Here is a 14,916-nt window from a genome sequence, read left to right on the forward strand (position 1 = left end):
ATTCGGTCATTGTTCTGTTTTTGGAATCGAGCGTCAAATTGGTGTTTTCCCTGGGGTCATGGGTTCGGCGACGCAAAGCTGGGCACCGGCGAGTCTGTCGTGTCGTCCTGTGCACCGTGGACGACGACGGCGCGCCGGCCCGGCCGGGCAGCGCCTCGCAGCCGGCATGTCGCTCGGATTAACCCGGCGTGGAAAAGCCCGGAGACGTTTCGACGTCCGGCCTCATCGTTCAGATGGAAGTGACTCAGCGCCAGGGGGCTGAAGGCCCCTGGGGCGTGGGCGCCAGGCTCACGGGGCCGCCGAGGGCGGGGCAACCAGGCTGGGCGCGGCAGTGCGGATGCGCCGCCCTGCAATGAGCATCAGCAGGGCGAGCTGGCCGTGTTCCCGGCGCATGCAGGGAACAACGCGCTACGCCGGGATGACGATCCGCGAATCATCCCGGTTGCCCCATTCTCCCCAGGAGCCCACGTAGTTCCGAACCCGGGGATACCCCAGGGACTTGAGGGCGAGAAAAGTATTGGCCGAGCGATAGCCGCCATGGCATACGGGGATGATGGTCTTGTCCGGTGTGACGCCCTTCGAGAGATAGAGATCACGAATCTCGTCCGGCGTCCGAAACGCGCCGTCGTCGTTCAGATGTTCGCGCCAGAAGACGTGCACAGCGCCCGGGATCGTGCCGGCCCGGCGGGCCCGTTTTTCGGTCCCCCGATATTCGGATTCGCGTCTGACATCGACGATCACGGATTGGCTGTCATCGATCGCCCGCTCGACATCGAAGCGCGTCGCCAAAAGTTCGAGGTCGGGCGTGGCCTTGAAGGGAGGAGATGTCGGCGGCGCTTTCGCAGGGTCCACGGGCAAAGGGGCTTGCGCCACGCGGGCGAGCCCGTACCCGGCCGATGTCCATGCCCGGGTGCCGCCATCCAGGATCCGGACGTGCGGATGGCCCAGCATCGACAGCAGCCAGACAGCGCGAGAGGCTCGCTCGCCGGTCTCGTGATCGTAGATCACGACCGGCTCGGCCAGGGACACGCCACGGCTACCGAAGAGTGCCTGCACCATGCCGAGAAAACTGTGCAGCGGGGCGTCCGACGTATCGAAGAGGCTCACCCCGTAAAGATCGAGATGCCTGCTGCCTTCGATATGGCCGACGGCGAAGTCCTCCGCGGGCCGCAGGTCGATGAGCAAGGCCGAGCCGAGCATCTCGCGCAGTTCAGGAGCGTCGATCAGATATTTTCTGTCGGGAAAATCGGCAATCGACATGGCGACCTGTTCCTGTCGGAGGGTGCTGGGGGCATCGAACGATCAAAAGGGACCTCACGCCTGCCGCTGCGCTGCGGCGCTGCCTCGCTCGCATCGGGAACCCAAGCATACCGTAGCCCCGTCAACCAGCCGCCTTCTCGATCCCGTCGCCGGCGATGCTCGGCTACACCGCGGCGAGCAGCGCACCGCGCTCCGGTGTCGGGCTGGCATGACCCGCCAGCCTGGCCACATCCCAGAAGCCCGCCGGCGAGCTTGCCACCACGGGCACCCCCAGTTCCCGCTCCACCTGGGGCACGACATCCAGCGTCATCAGGCCGCCGCACGAGAGCAGGATGGCGTCGCTGCCGGGTGCCGCCGCGTGGACTTCCCGGCACAGCCCGACCAGTTCGGGCGTGCCCACCGACTGCATGGCTTCGACGCCTGCCACGCCCAGGCCGCGGCAGACCGTCGCCTCGAAGCCTTCTTCGGCGAGGTAGCGCAGCAGGCACGCGTTCACTTCCTCGACGTAGCCGGTCGCCACGGCCACGCGCCGGGCGCCGAGCGCGCGCAGCCCTGCGACGATGGCATCGCTCATGGTGGTGCAGGGCAGCCCGGTGGCGGCCCGCATCTGCGTGACCAGTTCGCGGTTGAAGGCCGGACCGCGGTAGAAGCTGAGCGACGTTCCCATCAGCGAGATCGCCTGCGCACCGGCGTCGCGCAGCGCCCGGGCGTGATCGAGGACAGTGTCGATCACGCCGTCGTAGCCCGCGGGCGTGACCGAGGTCAGGCCGAGCCCGCGGGCGATGAACCTGAGCTGCGGGAACAGAACCGTACCGTCGGGCGGGACGCGGCCATGCGCGGGCGGCACGATCAGGCCGATCAAAGGGGCGGTGGCGCCGGCGGGCTGGGCGGGTGCGGACATGGCGATCGTCATCAATTGAACGTGAGTTGGGATTTCTGGATGACCTCGACCCAGCGCTGCTCCTCCATGGGCAGCCAGGTCGCGAGTTCGGCGGCCGGCCGGAAGCCGACCTCGGCGCGCTGGCGCTGGTAGGTCTCGGCGAGCTGCGGTGAGGACAGCGCCTGCTGCAGCGCCTGTTCGAGCGCGGCGATGCTGGCCGCCGGCGTACCCGCGGGCGCGAGCAGGAAGAGCGTCGGCAGTGCGGCGAAACCGGGGAGCACCTCGCCGATGGCGGGTACGTCGGGCAGCCCGCTGTAGCGCTGCGGGGCCAGGACGCCGAGAATCCGGGCGCGGCCGGCCTCGGCCTGCGGCACGACGGCCTGCAGCCCGGAAATGCTCACGTCCACGTGCCCGCCCAGCAGCGCCTGCACCGCCGGATTGCCGCCGTTGTAGGGCACGTGCACCAGGTCGATCCGGCTCAGCATCTTCAGCAGCTCGCCGCTCAGGTGGTGCATGGAGCCGATGCCCACCGAAGCGTAGGTATAGCGGCCGGGATCCTTGCGCGCCATGTCCAGCAGCTCCTGCAGCGACTTGGCCGGGCTGTCGGCCGGTACCGCCAGGGCGAGGCCCGCTTCGCCGACCACGGCGACCGGAGCAAAGCTCTTCTGCAAGTCGTAGCTCACTTTGTCGAATACGTGCGGCGCGAGCAGCAGCGAAGAGTCGGCAAAGAGCAGCGTGTTGCCGTCGGGTGCGGCGCGGGCGACCGTGCCTGCGGCGATGGTGCCGCCCGCGCCCGGCCGGTTCTCGACCAGGACCGGACGTCCCAGGGGCTTGGCCAGCGCCTCGCCCAGCGAGCGGGCCAGGGTGTCGACGCCCCCGCCAGGGGCAAAGCCGACGACGATGGTGAGCGGCGGCGTCTGGGCATGGGCGCCCGCAGCCAGGGTGAGCGTGCAGGCCAGGGCGGCGGCCAGCGTGGCGAAATGTCGAAGCATGGAAGACCTCGTGGTCGGTGGACAGGAAGGTGCCGCGCGCGGCGAGCGGCGACGCGCCACCCTGCCGGGCGCAGGGCCGGCAAAACGGAAAGGGGTCGGATCGGGACGGGCTAGACGGCGGGCGTGCGCAGCCTGAGCCCGGGCGGGGCGTGGGGCGGGCGCATCCAGGGCGAGGGCATCACGTAGCGATCGTGGCCCGTGCCGCAGCGCGGCGGCGCGGGCTGGAAGAGGCCCGCCGGAAAGCGCGCAGCAAAGCCCGAGAAGTCGGCGCGCCCCTGCACCACGTGGCGGGTGGCGGCCCGCTGCGCGGCAGCCTCGTCACCGTCGAGGATGGCCTGCACGATGGCGGCATGTTCGCGACAGGAGGCGGCCATGCGATCGGTCTCGCCGAAATGGCGCATGCGATACGGATGGGTGCGCTGGCGCAGCAGCCGAAGCTGGCTGGCCAGGTAATCGTTGCCGGCGCTGCGATAGATGACTTCGTGAAAGGCCGTGTTCGCGTCGTCGTAGCCGTCGGCCCGGCGCCGTGCGCGCTGCGGCTGGGCGGCGCGATGGGCGCGCTGCAGCGCGGCCCTGCCGTCGGCGTCAATGCGGCGGGCGGCCAGGCCAGCGCACAGGCCTTCGAGGTGGGCCAGCGTCTCGAACATGTCGGCCAGCGTGTCGGCGTCGAGTTCGGCGACGAAGATGCCCACGCGGGGAACGATGCGCACGAAGCCCAGGGCGGAAAGTTGCAGCAACGCATCGCGCACGGGGGTGCGCGAGACCCCGTATTGCTCGGCGAGCGCCTTTTCATCGAGGGTCATGCCGGGCCATAGGCGGGCATGGACGATGTCGTCTTTCAGGCGCTCGCGGATCAGGTCCGAAGCGGTGTCGCTGGAGGCGGTAGACATGAGGGGTTCGCAATCGGAAGCGGGCAGTTGCGGACCATTATGGGAAGCCGGAATTGATATATCAAGGCGCAATTCCGGGGTGTGGGAAGATGCCCGAAGACGGTGCGGCCGCTGCTTCGTGAGCGTGCGCGCATGCCCGGTGCTGGTGCCTTCGGCACCGCGGCGACCCTGGGCGCAGGGCCCGCCACGGTGTCGGGAATGACGGCACAATGCGCAGCGTCGGCCGACGCGGTCATTCCAACCGGATGTCGTTCGTCCTGATGACGTCCATCCACTTCTTGCGCTCGGTGTGCACATAGGCGTCCATGTCCGCGGGCGTACCCGGCATGGGTTCCAGGCCGAGCGCGGCCAGGCGCTGCTTGACGGGCGCGGAGGCCAGCGCCTGCTGCAGGGCGTCGCTCACTTGCGCGACGAAGGCATCGGGCGTGCCGGCCGGCACGACCAGGCCCTGCCATGCATAGGCCTCGAACCCGTCCAGCCCTTGCTCCGCGAGGGTGGGCACCTCGGGCGCGCTCGGGATGCGCTCCTTGCTGGCCACGCCGACGGTGCGCAGCTTGCCGTCCTGCAGGTACTGCAGGACGCTGGCGGTGTCGATCACGCCCACCTTGATCTGCCCGCCCAGCAGGTCGATCACGGCCGGCGCCGCGCCGCGATACGGCACGTGGACCAGCTCGAGCCCCGAGCGTTCGCGCAGCAGTTCGCCGGCGAGATGGTGGGGGCTGCCCAGGCCGGCCGAACCGTAGCTCACGTCGCCGTCGTTCGACTTGGCCCAGGCGACGAATTCCTTGAAGTCCTTGGCCGGCACGTCCGGCGACACCGTGACCAGCAGCGGAAAGCGCGCCAGCATGCCGACCGGCTTGAAGTCCTTTTCGACGTCGTAGGGCAGCTTGGCGAACAAGCCCGGGTTGGCCGCCAGTGTGGCGAAGTCGGCGGTGAAGACGATGTTGCCGTAGTCCTTGGAGCGCGCGGTGTATTCGGCGGCGATGTTGGTCGCCGCGCCGGGCTTGTTGCTGACCATGATGGGTCGGCCCAGCGTCTTGCTCATCTGTTCGGCAATCGTGCGGGCCAGCACGTCCGAACCGCCGCCGGCGGCGTAACCGACCACCCATTCGATGGGGCGTTCGTTCGACTGGGCGAGGGCGGGGTTGCCCACGGTCAGGGCGGCCGCGCAAGCCAGCGCGCCGACGAGGCGGCGCCGTGTAATGGAAAACATGTCTCCTCCGTAGGATATTCGGATTGCGTTAGATATTTACAAACGCGTTTGTCGAATCATACGGAAACCCGTGGCCGCCGCCACGGGGTTTTCCCGGTGAGCCGGCGCGCCGACGACCGGGGGGCCGGGGCCGTCGCGCCCACGCCAGGCCGGCCGACTGCGCTAAGCTTGGCCACGGGCCAAAGCGCAGGCCTCGCCGTTTACGGCGAGGTCGAGCCAGGCAAGTCCATCCTGGCGCCGAAGGCGCCCCCGTCCTGTGGCGAGGAAGCTCCCGCCTTCAGGCGGGAGTGACTCACCGCTCAAGACAACGAAACACGAAGGAGAAACGATGCAAGCCCACTCTGCACCCGCGTCGGGCCAGGCGCTGCTGGCCGAGCTGGAAGGGCGCCAGCCCCCGTATCCCGCCTGGTTCGCCTGGGCGCTGGACCAGGAACCCGAGCGCGAGCGCGTCGACGTCGGCGACGACACTACGGTGGAAATGCTCACCTGGGGCGAGCCGGGCAAGCCCGGGCTGCTGCTCCTGCACGGCAACGCGGCGCATGCCGACTGGTGGAGCTTCATCGCACCGTACTTCGCCGAGCACTACCGCGTGGCGGCGTTCTCCTGGTCGGGCATGGGCAATTCCGACTGGCGCAAACAGTATTCGCTGGCTGCCTATGCCGACGAAATCGATGCCGTGGCGCAGGCTGCCGGGCTGTTCGATGCGCCGCAGAAGCCGGTAGCGGTGGCGCACTCCTTCGGCACCTTCCCGGCCCTGGTCTACGGCGCGACCCGCGGCGAGCGGCTCGCGGGCCTGGTGTCCATGGACTCGGCCATCCTGAGCCCGGCCGACCGCGAGCGCCTGGGCCGGCAGAGCCGTCCTACCGAGGACGCCGAGCCGCATCGCGTGCACCCGACGCTGGAATCGCTGGTGCAGCGTTTTCGCTTCATGCCGCCGCAGCCCTGCGAGAACCTCTACGTCGTCGACCACATCGCCCGGCGCTCGGTCTACACCATCATGCCCTGGGAGAAGGACGGCCCGGGCTACACCTGGAGCTTCGACCCGTCGATCCGCCAGACGCTGGAGCGCGGCGACCCCACCGAGCCCCTGCGCGCGCTGCGCTGCCCCGTGGCCTTCATCGATGGCGAGCAGTCCGCGCTCATGGACAAGGACGCCCAGGCGGTGCGCGCGGCCCTGGTGCCCGATGCGCCGGTGATCCGCATCCCCAACGCGCACCATCACCTGATGGCGGACCAGCCGATGGCGGTGGTCGCGGCGCTGCGTGCGCTGCTGGCGGTCTGGCCGGGGGCACGCTGAGTGCCGGCGGAGCCGTCGGTGCGTACCCTTGGCCAGGACGCGCCGGCCGCACCGCGGTCACGTCATCCTGGGTAGGGCCGCTCATGCATGCCCGAGGCGCAGCAGGGTCAACCTCCCAAGCCGTATGTCCCGACAATAGTGCCGTCATCGGCACCTGCGTCGCATTGCGCGGATCGCCGCAGTGCGCATGATCGCCGTGCCGGCCGGCCGGCCTTAGCCGTGCCTGGCCGCCCCCAACTGATCCCGCTTGATCTTCTTTGCCAGCGACCACTTGTGCACCTCGGTGGGGCCGTCATAGATGCGAAAGGCGCGGACCTCGCGCAGCACCTGCTCGACGATGGTGTCGCGCGAGACGCCCAGCCCGCCCATCACCTGAACGCAGCGGTCGGCCACGCGATACAGGGCTTCGGACACCGCCACCTTGGCCATCGAGCTTTCGGTCGTGGCGAGCGAGCCGCCGTCCAGCGCATCGGCGCACCAGTCGATCATCAGGGCGGCCTGCTGCAGGTCGATGAGGTTCTCGGCCAGCATGAAGCCCACGCCTTCGTGGTCGATCAGCAGCTTGCCGAAGGCCTTGCGGGTAGTCGCGTATTCGGTGGCGATCTCGTGCGCGCGCGCCGTCGAGCCGAGCCAGCGCATGCAGTGCGACAGGCGCGCCGGCGAGAGGCGCACTTGGGCATAGCGCAGCCCGGCGTCGACTTCGCCCAGCACCTGCGTCTGCGGCACGCGCAGATTGTCGATCGCGACCAGCGAATGCCCGCCCGGCATGGAGCTGTCGATGGTGTCGAGCACACGTTCGATGCGCACGGCCGGGTTGGGCAGGTCGACCAGGAACATGGTGGCCGCGATGCGGTCCTTGGGGCCGGTGCGGGCCATGATGATGCCGACTTGCGCGCCGTCCGCGCCGGTGATGAAGGCCTTGCGTCCGTTGATGACCCAATCGTCGCCATCAGGCTCGGCCGTGGTCATCAGCATCGACGGGTCGGAGCCGGCACCGCCCTCGGCGGCGGGCTCGGTCATGAAGAAGGCCGAGCGCGCCTGTCCGCTCACCAGCTTGTCGAGGAACGCGGCCTTCTGTGCCGTGGTGCCCACCTTGCCGATCAGGAACATGTTGCCCTCGTCCGGCGCCATGGTATTGACTGCGACCGGGCCGAGCGGCGAGAGGCCCGAGGGCTTGAGGACGGCGGCGGTCTCGCGCTGCGTCAGATGATCGCCGTCGGGCAGGATGTGGGGCGTCATGAGGCCGGCTGCGCGGGCCTTGTCGCGCAGTTCGGCCACCAGCTCGGCGCTGGGGCCGTGGTCAGTGTTGCGCGGATCGCGCTCGTAGGGCACGACGACCTCGCGTACGAAGGCCTCGACGCGCCCGGCGATCGCTACGCTGCGCTCGGTGGGGCAGGGGGTGAACAGCATGGTGATCCTCCTCGGTGATGGGGCGCAGTGGCGGCCACTTATAGGATAAAATTGTAGGATGGTTTTAACGAGCCGTCAGCCATTCCGGGCAGTTGGCGCCGGTCCTGTCTATTTCTATGCCGCGTTCTCTGCCAAGCGCTATGGCCGCCTCCGATCCTGCCGATCCGGTGAACGCTGGCCGATCCGCTGCTGATCAAGTCTTCCACGGCATTCTGGCGGCATTGGAAGCACGCTCGCTCGTGCCGGGCCAGCGTCTGGTCGAGGCGGATCTGGCCACACAGTTTGCCGTCGGCCGCAATTCGGTGCGAGAGGGCCTGCAGCGGCTGGTCGCCGAAGGCCTGGCCGAGCAGCCGCCGCATCGCAGCGCGACGATCCGGCGCCTGTCCGAACAGGAAACGCTGGACGTGCTGGACGTGGCCGAGCGCATGACGGGCCTGCTGGCCCGCTCGGCGGCACGCGGTGCGCGCGATCCCGCGCGCGCTCCGGCGCTGCCCGCAGCCCTGGCCGCGCTGGCGCGGGCACATGAGGCGAACGACGACGCGGCGTTCTCGGACGCTCGCCGCCAGTTCTACCGCGCCCTGCTGCGCATGAGCGCGAACCGCGAACTGGCGCGGCTGTTCCCGTCGATCCAGATGCCCATCGTGCACGCGCAATACCGCATTCCGGGCCTCGCGGCGCTCCGCCTGGCGGACTATGGCCGGATCGCCGACGCGGTGCTGCGCGGCGACGCCGAGGCGGCCGATGCCGCCGGCATGGCGCACGTGGGCCGCGTGCGGGCTGCGTTGCTGGCTCGTCCTGAGACACCGTGAACGCACCCTTCGCCATGCATGCCGAACCGAGCGGGGTGCCGCAGGCGAGCCGCCCGTGCTGGGTCAACGATGGGACAATGCTGCCCCGGCGCGCTCAGCGGCGGGGAAAGGCTGCGGCCGCCACCTCCCGGAAACGCCTGGCTGCGGGACTCTCCATCTCGGCCTTGTACGCAAGGGCCAGGGCGATGGATCCGGGCGCCGGCAGATCCGACAGCCGGCGGATGGCGACCTTGTCGCTTGAGAATCGCTCCATGACGGACGGTACCAGGGCGATGCCCAGGCCGCTCTCGACCAGCGCCAGAAGCGTATGGACTTGCGTTGCTTCCTGCGCGAGCTGCGGAAAGAAACCGGCCGATTGGCAGGCGGACATCGCCGCCGCCCGCAGGCCCGGACTGGTCTCTTCGGAATACATCAGGAAGGGCTCCTCCTGAAGGTCCTGCAGCCGTAGGCGAGGCCGGCCCGCGTGCGGGTGGCCGACCGGCAGGGCGGCAACGAAGTCTTCCCTTTCCAACTGGACCAGCGTGGCTCCTGAGGTGTAGACCACGGGCGTGCGCACGAGCCCGATGTCGAGCGCGTCTTCATCGAGCATGTGCATGATGCGCTCCGAGGTTGCCTGGCTCAACACCAGGCGGACCCTGGGATGGTCGGTACGAAAGCGTGGTACCAGTTTCGGCAGCAGCGCATAGGTGGTCGAGCCGACGAAACCGATGCGCAGGATACCTCCTTCGCCGGAGTTGGCCGCGCGGGCCGCTTCGACGAACTGTTCGCCGTGGAAGATCGCGCGCCGGGCTTCGAGCAAGGCGGCCTGGCCGCTGTGAGTGAGCGCCACGCCGCTGGCCTCGCGGCGGAACAGGGCTACCCCGAGATCGGCCTCGAGCTTCTGTATGGAAACGGAAAGCGCCGGCTGCGTCATGTGCAGCCGCTCGGCCGCACGCCGGAAATTCAGGACCTCGGACAACACGACGAACTGGCGGATGCGGCGCAGATCCATGGGCGCGGCGGGCGGAGAAGGCAATGGGCGCAAGTCTAACCCGAAGCCCCTGATAAACATCGTCTATTGCCAGCCCGCAATAAAGAATTGGACCGGTCCCCGGCGCGCTTTTAGTCTAGCGGCAATCCAGGCGGCCATCCGACGGCGAGGACGGGATCTGGATACAAATCCAATGAGGAGACACGAAATGTCAAGACATCCAACGAAGGTGTTGTTGGTCGTCGCCATGCTGCTGGGCGTCGTCCGGCTGGCGGCCGCGGCAGACTATCCGGAACGCCCCATCAATATCGTCGTCCCTTTCCCGCCCGCGGGAGCTTCGGACGTGCTGGCGCGCCTGATCGGCGAAAAACTCTCCGCCGAGGTGGGCCAGCCGGTAACGGTCGAAAACCGCGCCGGTGCCGGTACCGTCATCGGTACCACCTATGTGGCGCGTGCCGAACCGGACGGCTATACGCTGCTGCTGACCAATAACGGCCTGGCCGTCAATGCGACGCTCAGCAAGGCGCTCACGTATGACACGCGTGCGCTCAGCGCGGTCGCCTATATCGGCGACCAGGCCAACGTACTGGTGGTTAACAACGGGGTTCCCGCCGGCACGCTGGATGAGTTCATTGCATTGGCGCGTGCCAATCCGGGCAAGATCGCCGTGGCTTCGGGCGGCAACGGCGGTTCGTCGCACCTGGCGCTCGAACTGTTCAAGATGCGCGCCGGCGTCAACCTGCTGCATACCCCTTACCGGGGCGGCGCTCCGGCGCTGACCGACGTGATCGGCGGACAGGTGCAGGGCTACTTCGACACCGTGTCGTCGAGCGCACCCTATGTGAAGGACGGAAAGGTGCGCGCTTTGGGCGTGACGACGCGCGAGCGCAGCTTCCTGCTGCCCGATGTGCCCTCGCTGATGGAGGCCGGGGTGCCGGACTATGACGCCAGCAATTGGAACGCCGTCTTTGCCCCGCCCGGCACCCCGGGGCACATCGTCGACCTGCTGAATACCAAGATCAACCGGATTCTTGCGATGCCGGAGATCCAGGAGAGGTTGAAGTCCTACGGGATTACGCCCCGGCCGGAAAAGCCGGAGTACCTGGTGACATTCCTCGATTCCGAAATCAAGCGCTGGGCCGCCGTCATCGAGGCCGGAAAGATCGAGTCGTATTGACGAAGTTCGAGCGCCATTCCTTGCGGCTCAAGCCCGCGCATCTTCAATCCTGGAAAGGAAACCCAAGCATGTCCGAGTACCAAACGATCAAGTATGAGACCCGCGGATTGTCGGCACGTATCACGCTGAACCGGCCCGAGGTGCGCAACGCCATCAACGACCAGCTCGAAGCGGAGGTCAAGCACGCCCTGCGGCGGGCCGATGCCGATGACGAGGTGCGTGTCATCGTGCTCACGGGAGCCGCCCCGTCGTTCTGCTCGGGTATCGATCTGAAGCGCCACAAGGGGCGTACCTCGCGCGAGGCCCGGGCGCATTTCGAGTCGTTCTACTGGGGGTTCCATACCACGCACCGCAGCCTGAGCAAGCCGACGCTGGCGGTGGTGAACGGCGCCGCGCGCGAAGCCGGCTGCACCATGGCCTACATGTGCGACATGATCATCGCCGCCGAATCCGCCAGCTTCGGCCTGCCTGCGGTCGATCGCGGGATCGTGCCGGCCTACCACATCGTGCACCTCCCCCGCCTGGTCGGGCGGCTGCGCGCCTTCGAGATCTGCTTTTCGGGCGATCCGATCAGCGCCGCTGAGGCGGCGCAACTGAACATCGTCAATCGCTGCGTGCCGGACGCCGAACTCGAAGCGCAGACCGAGGCGATGATCGAGCGCTTCGCCCACAAGCCGAAGGAAATGCTCAAGGTCGGCAAGGAGCTTTTCTATCGATTGATGGACATGGAGTTCGAGAAGGGCATACGCACGGCAGCCGACATCGTCGCCCTGCTGGCGAGCTATCCGGAGTCGAGGGAGGGCTTCAGCGCCTATGTCGAAAAGCGCGAGGCCGACTGGGGCACCGTGCAATGAGCGAGCCGACTGCAGCCGGCTTGCGCCCATTGAGCGGGCTGCGGGTCCTGGACCTGAGCCGCGTGCTGGCCGGCCCTTATTGCTGCGCGATGCTGGCCGAGCAGGGCGCCGAAGTGATCAAGGTCGAACGGCCGGGCCAGGGCGACGAGAACAGGCTCTGGGGACATCTGCTGCAGGGGGTGGGCGTGGACTATCTCAACGTCAACCGCGGCAAGCGGGGCATCACCGTCAATCTGCAGCATCGCCAGGGGCAGGAAGTCATCCGGCGGCTGGCGGCGGATACCGACGTGCTGGTGGAGAATTTCGTCGCCGATGCCACCCTGCGCTATGGCCTGACGTACGAGGATCTCTCGGAAATCAACCCGCGTCTCATCTATTGCTCGATCTCGGCCTACGGGGATCGGGGCCCGATGCGGGGGCAGCGCGGCTATGACGGGGCCATGCAGGCATTCACCGGCCATATGTCGATAACCGGAGAACCCGGCGGCGCTCCGGTGCGCTCGGGCGCCTCCGTCCTGGACATGAGCACCGGCATCGCCACCTACGGTGCCGTCCTGACGGCGCTGCTGGCGCGTGCGAGCACCGGCCGCGGGCAGAGGATATGCACCTCGCTCCTGAAGACGGCCCTCGCATTGATGGGCACGCACGGGGCCGCGTATCTCAATGCCGGCGTGCTGCCGCAACGCGCCGGCTCCGGCGTGAGCCATCTGGCGCCATACGGAGCCTACCGCACGCTGGACGGATACGTGGTGATCGGCGTGCTCAACGACGCGAGCTGGAGGCGTCTTTGCAGGCAATTGGGGCTGGCGCAACTGCCCGCCGATCCCCGGTTCTCGGACATGCAAGCGAGAGTCCTCCATCGCCGTGAGCTGGATGCGGTCATCGAGGACGTGGTGTCGACGCAGGCGACGGCGTATTGGTGCGCCTTGCTGGAGAAGGCGGGCATCGTCGTGGCTCCGGTGAATACCCTGGAGCAGGCGATGCAGCACGCGCAGGTGGCGCAGAACGCCATGGTGGGGTCCGTAGGCGAAGGAGAGCGCCGGTTGCGGCTGGTGTCCGGCCCCATGGACTTCGGGCAGTGGCAGCCGGCGATGGACCTTCCGCCGCCGCTGCTGGGCGAGCATACCGATCAGGTGCTCGGCGAAATCGGCTACTCGAATGCCGAGATCGCCGGGCTGAGAGCCTCTGGCGCGATATGAATTTTCAGGGAATGAGCATGTCGACCGAAGACGTACAACCCTATGTGTCGTATCGGGAGGAGGACGCGATCGCGATTCTCACGCTGAACCGGCCGGCCCGGCGCAACCCCATCACCGACCCCGGCATGATCGACGGCTTGCTCGCGGCGCTGGCCCGCGTCAATGCCGACCGTGGCGTTCGCGCTGTGGTACTGACGGGTGCGGGTAGCGCATTCTCGGCTGGCGGAAACGTCAGACGGATGGCGGCCGATCTGGACGAGCGGGCGCGATCCCCCGTGCGCACGCCCGCCTACTACATCGAAGGGATACAGCGCGTGCCGCTCGCCTTCCAGCAGTTGGAGGTACCTGTCATCGCCGCGGTCAATGGCCCGGCGATCGGCGCCGGCTGCGACCTGACCTGCATGTGCGATCTGCGCATCGCTTCGGACCGGGCCAGCTTTGCGGAGAGCTTCGTCAAGCTGGGCCTGGTGGCCGGGGACGGAGGGGCCTGGCTGCTGCAAAGAGCGATCGGGCCGGCCCGGGCCTGCGAGATGGCATTCACCGGCGACGCGATCGACGCCGCCACGGCGCTGGCCATCGGCCTGGTGTCCCAGGTGGTTCCGGCCGACGATCTGTTGCCCGCGGCGTTGCGGCTGGCCGGGCGCATCGCGGCCAATCCGCCCGATGCGGTCAGGATGACCAAGCGGCTCATGCTGCAGGCGCGGGAACAGACCTTGCCCGCCGCGCTCGAATCGGCGCGGGCACTGCAGGCCCTGGCGCAGACCACGCCGGAGCACCGGACAGCCGTCATGGCCTTCATGAGCCGCTGATACGCCGGCCGACTGGGACTGGCGCGCCGTGCTGCGCTGGCATGCCCTGGCGCTCAACCTGATGCGCATGCCGAGCCTGGGCAACGGGGGCGCAGCCTCAATCCGCCGTGATGTTGCCGGTCCTGACCACCTCGGCCCAGCGGTCGGCGTCGGTGGCGACGCGTTCGGCGAACGCGGCCGGCGTGCTGGTGGCGGGCACCATGCCCTGCGCCTCGAAGGCCTTGGCGATCTCGGGGCTTTCCAGGGCTTCGTTGATACTGGCGTTGAGCCGCTCGACGATCTCCGCGGGCGTGCCCTGGGGCGCCAATACGCCGTACCACATGTCGATGTTGCCCGTGTCGACGCCGGCCTCGGCCAGCGTGGGAACGTCAGGCAACTGCGGCAGGCGTTCGTCGCTGCCCGTCGCCAGGGCCTTGAGCCGGCCGGACTGGATGTGCGGCAGGGCCACGTGCACCGGCAGGAACATGTAGTCCAGGCGCCCGCCGAGCAGGTCCGTGACGGCGCCCGAGGTGCCCTTGAAGGGTACGTGCAGCAGTTCGACACCGGTCTTCTGCTGCAGCAGCGCCATCGCCAGGTGGTGCGGCGTGCCGACGCCGGGCGTGGCGTAGGTCAGCGCGCCGGGCTGGGCCTTGGCGTCGTCGAGCATCTGCTGCAGCGTTTCGGCCTGCTGTACCTTGGGGTTGGTGACCAGCAGCAGCGTGCCGAAAGACGTCAGTGCGACCGGGGTGAAGTCCTTGACCGGGTCGTAGGGCAGCGTCTTGTACAGGCTGCGGTTCATCACCAGCGTGTTCACCTGGACCAGCAGGGTGTAGCCGTCCGGATCGGCGCGCGCCACGCGTTCGCTGCCGATGTTGCCGCTCGCGCCGGCCACGTTCTCCACGATCACCGCCTGGCCGAGCCGCTCCGGCAGGCGTACCGACAGTTGGCGGGCCACCTGGTCGATACCGGTGCCGGGGGTGTAGGGCACGATCAGCGTGATCGGCCGTTCGGGCCAGGCCGCCCGTGCGGGATTGGCCGCGATCAGCGCGGCGGCGAACAGGGCCAGGCAGCCCATCCATCGTTTCTTCATGTCGTCTCCTGGTCTTCCACGCGGGCGCGTGTGCATGACTGGCCCGGGCGCCGTTGTGCGCCCGGATGTGAGGATCGATTAGGCCAC

Annotated in this window: 14 protein-coding genes; 6 read left to right on the top strand and 8 right to left on the bottom strand. The window is 68.3% G+C overall.

All coding sequences use genetic code 11. The annotated features are described in order from the left end of the window. Positions 1-408: 408 nt before the first annotated feature. The 5 genes from FOZ76_RS17485 to FOZ76_RS17505 form a co-directional block, all read right to left on the bottom strand. Positions 409-1,260 (bottom strand): sulfurtransferase, encoded by an 852-nt coding sequence (locus tag FOZ76_RS17485; RefSeq protein WP_143949578.1) that lies wholly within the window; start codon positions 1,258-1,260, stop codon positions 409-411. A gap of 163 nt (positions 1,261-1,423) precedes the next feature. Then, positions 1,424-2,161, bottom strand: coding sequence for an arylmalonate decarboxylase (locus tag FOZ76_RS17490; protein WP_143949579.1), 738 nt, complete (start codon positions 2,159-2,161; stop codon positions 1,424-1,426). 11 nt (positions 2,162-2,172) lie between these two features. After that, positions 2,173-3,132, bottom strand: a complete 960-nt coding sequence (locus FOZ76_RS17495; protein ID WP_143949580.1) for a tripartite tricarboxylate transporter substrate binding protein — start codon at positions 3,130-3,132, stop codon at positions 2,173-2,175. 110 nt (positions 3,133-3,242) lie between these two features. Continuing rightward, positions 3,243-4,022 carry a GntR family transcriptional regulator gene (locus FOZ76_RS17500; RefSeq protein ID WP_170235513.1) on the bottom strand — a complete coding sequence of 260 codons (780 nt, stop codon included), beginning with the start codon at positions 4,020-4,022 and terminating at the stop codon, positions 3,243-3,245. Between the two features lie 232 nt (positions 4,023-4,254). Beyond that, entirely contained in the window at positions 4,255-5,235 is a 981-nt protein-coding gene (locus FOZ76_RS17505) for a Bug family tripartite tricarboxylate transporter substrate binding protein (protein WP_211366309.1), read from the bottom strand. A 328-nt stretch (positions 5,236-5,563) separates the two neighbouring features. Here FOZ76_RS17505 and FOZ76_RS17510 point away from each other — a divergent pair, with 328 nt between their 5' ends. After that, positions 5,564-6,532, top strand: a complete 969-nt coding sequence (locus tag FOZ76_RS17510; RefSeq protein WP_143949582.1) for an alpha/beta fold hydrolase — start codon at positions 5,564-5,566, stop codon at positions 6,530-6,532. Between the two features lie 213 nt (positions 6,533-6,745). Here the strand turns inward: FOZ76_RS17510 and FOZ76_RS17515 are convergent, their stop codons facing one another. Further along, entirely contained in the window at positions 6,746-7,939 is a 1,194-nt protein-coding gene (locus FOZ76_RS17515) for an acyl-CoA dehydrogenase family protein (RefSeq protein WP_143949605.1), read from the bottom strand. A gap of 143 nt (positions 7,940-8,082) precedes the next feature. Between FOZ76_RS17515 and FOZ76_RS17520 the strand changes: the two genes are divergently transcribed. Beyond that, positions 8,083-8,751, top strand: a complete 669-nt coding sequence (locus tag FOZ76_RS17520; protein ID WP_211366312.1) for a GntR family transcriptional regulator — start codon at positions 8,083-8,085, stop codon at positions 8,749-8,751. Positions 8,752-8,845: 94 nt separating this feature from the next. Here the strand turns inward: FOZ76_RS17520 and FOZ76_RS17525 are convergent, their stop codons facing one another. Continuing rightward, positions 8,846-9,742 (bottom strand): LysR family transcriptional regulator, encoded by an 897-nt coding sequence (locus FOZ76_RS17525; RefSeq protein WP_143949583.1) that lies wholly within the window; start codon positions 9,740-9,742, stop codon positions 8,846-8,848. 187 nt (positions 9,743-9,929) lie between these two features. On the opposite strand from FOZ76_RS17525, the gene FOZ76_RS17530 reads away from it, so the two are divergent. From FOZ76_RS17530 to FOZ76_RS17545, 4 genes are all read left to right on the top strand, one after another. Beyond that, positions 9,930-10,898 carry a Bug family tripartite tricarboxylate transporter substrate binding protein gene (locus FOZ76_RS17530; protein WP_170235514.1) on the top strand — a complete coding sequence of 323 codons (969 nt, stop codon included), beginning with the start codon at positions 9,930-9,932 and terminating at the stop codon, positions 10,896-10,898. Positions 10,899-10,966: 68 nt separating this feature from the next. Continuing rightward, positions 10,967-11,752, top strand: coding sequence for an enoyl-CoA hydratase/isomerase family protein (locus FOZ76_RS17535; protein WP_143949585.1), 786 nt, complete (start codon positions 10,967-10,969; stop codon positions 11,750-11,752). After that, positions 11,749-12,951 (top strand): CaiB/BaiF CoA transferase family protein, encoded by a 1,203-nt coding sequence (locus tag FOZ76_RS17540; RefSeq protein ID WP_143949586.1) that lies wholly within the window; start codon positions 11,749-11,751, stop codon positions 12,949-12,951. Before FOZ76_RS17535 ends, FOZ76_RS17540 begins: the two co-directional genes overlap by 4 nt. Before the next feature lie 17 nt (positions 12,952-12,968). Further along, positions 12,969-13,760, top strand: a complete 792-nt coding sequence (locus FOZ76_RS17545) for a crotonase/enoyl-CoA hydratase family protein (RefSeq protein ID WP_143949587.1) — start codon at positions 12,969-12,971, stop codon at positions 13,758-13,760. A gap of 97 nt (positions 13,761-13,857) precedes the next feature. On the opposite strand, the gene FOZ76_RS17550 is transcribed toward FOZ76_RS17545, so the two are convergent. Beyond that, positions 13,858-14,829, bottom strand: coding sequence for a tripartite tricarboxylate transporter substrate binding protein (locus FOZ76_RS17550; RefSeq protein ID WP_143949588.1), 972 nt, complete (start codon positions 14,827-14,829; stop codon positions 13,858-13,860). Between the last annotated feature and the right edge of the window lie 87 nt (positions 14,830-14,916).

Source organism: Verticiella sediminum (assembly GCF_007558815.1).
Lineage (GTDB): Bacteria > Pseudomonadota > Gammaproteobacteria > Burkholderiales > Burkholderiaceae_B > Verticiella > Verticiella sediminum.

Bases quoted from the DNA above. Each gene is read 5' to 3' on its own strand.
- FOZ76_RS17495 (WP_143949580.1), bottom strand. From the start codon at position 3,132: ATGCTTCGACATTTCGCCACGCTGGCCGCCGCCCTGGCCTGCACGCTC.
- FOZ76_RS17535 (WP_143949585.1), top strand. From the start codon at position 10,967: ATGTCCGAGTACCAAACGATCAAGTATGAGACCCGCGGATTGTCGGCA.
- FOZ76_RS17505 (WP_211366309.1), bottom strand. From the start codon at position 5,235: ATGTTTTCCATTACACGGCGCCGCCTCGTCGGCGCGCTGGCTTGCGCG.
- FOZ76_RS17545 (WP_143949587.1), top strand. From the start codon at position 12,969: ATGTCGACCGAAGACGTACAACCCTATGTGTCGTATCGGGAGGAGGAC.
- FOZ76_RS17520 (WP_211366312.1), top strand. From the start codon at position 8,083: ATGGCCGCCTCCGATCCTGCCGATCCGGTGAACGCTGGCCGATCCGCT.
- FOZ76_RS17540 (WP_143949586.1), top strand. From the start codon at position 11,749: ATGAGCGAGCCGACTGCAGCCGGCTTGCGCCCATTGAGCGGGCTGCGG.
- FOZ76_RS17500 (WP_170235513.1), bottom strand. From the start codon at position 4,022: ATGTCTACCGCCTCCAGCGACACCGCTTCGGACCTGATCCGCGAGCGC.
- FOZ76_RS17490 (WP_143949579.1), bottom strand. From the start codon at position 2,161: ATGTCCGCACCCGCCCAGCCCGCCGGCGCCACCGCCCCTTTGATCGGC.
- FOZ76_RS17530 (WP_170235514.1), top strand. From the start codon at position 9,930: ATGTCAAGACATCCAACGAAGGTGTTGTTGGTCGTCGCCATGCTGCTG.
- FOZ76_RS17525 (WP_143949583.1), bottom strand. From the start codon at position 9,742: ATGGATCTGCGCCGCATCCGCCAGTTCGTCGTGTTGTCCGAGGTCCTG.
- FOZ76_RS17485 (WP_143949578.1), bottom strand. From the start codon at position 1,260: ATGTCGATTGCCGATTTTCCCGACAGAAAATATCTGATCGACGCTCCT.
- FOZ76_RS17550 (WP_143949588.1), bottom strand. From the start codon at position 14,829: ATGAAGAAACGATGGATGGGCTGCCTGGCCCTGTTCGCCGCCGCGCTG.
- FOZ76_RS17510 (WP_143949582.1), top strand. From the start codon at position 5,564: ATGCAAGCCCACTCTGCACCCGCGTCGGGCCAGGCGCTGCTGGCCGAG.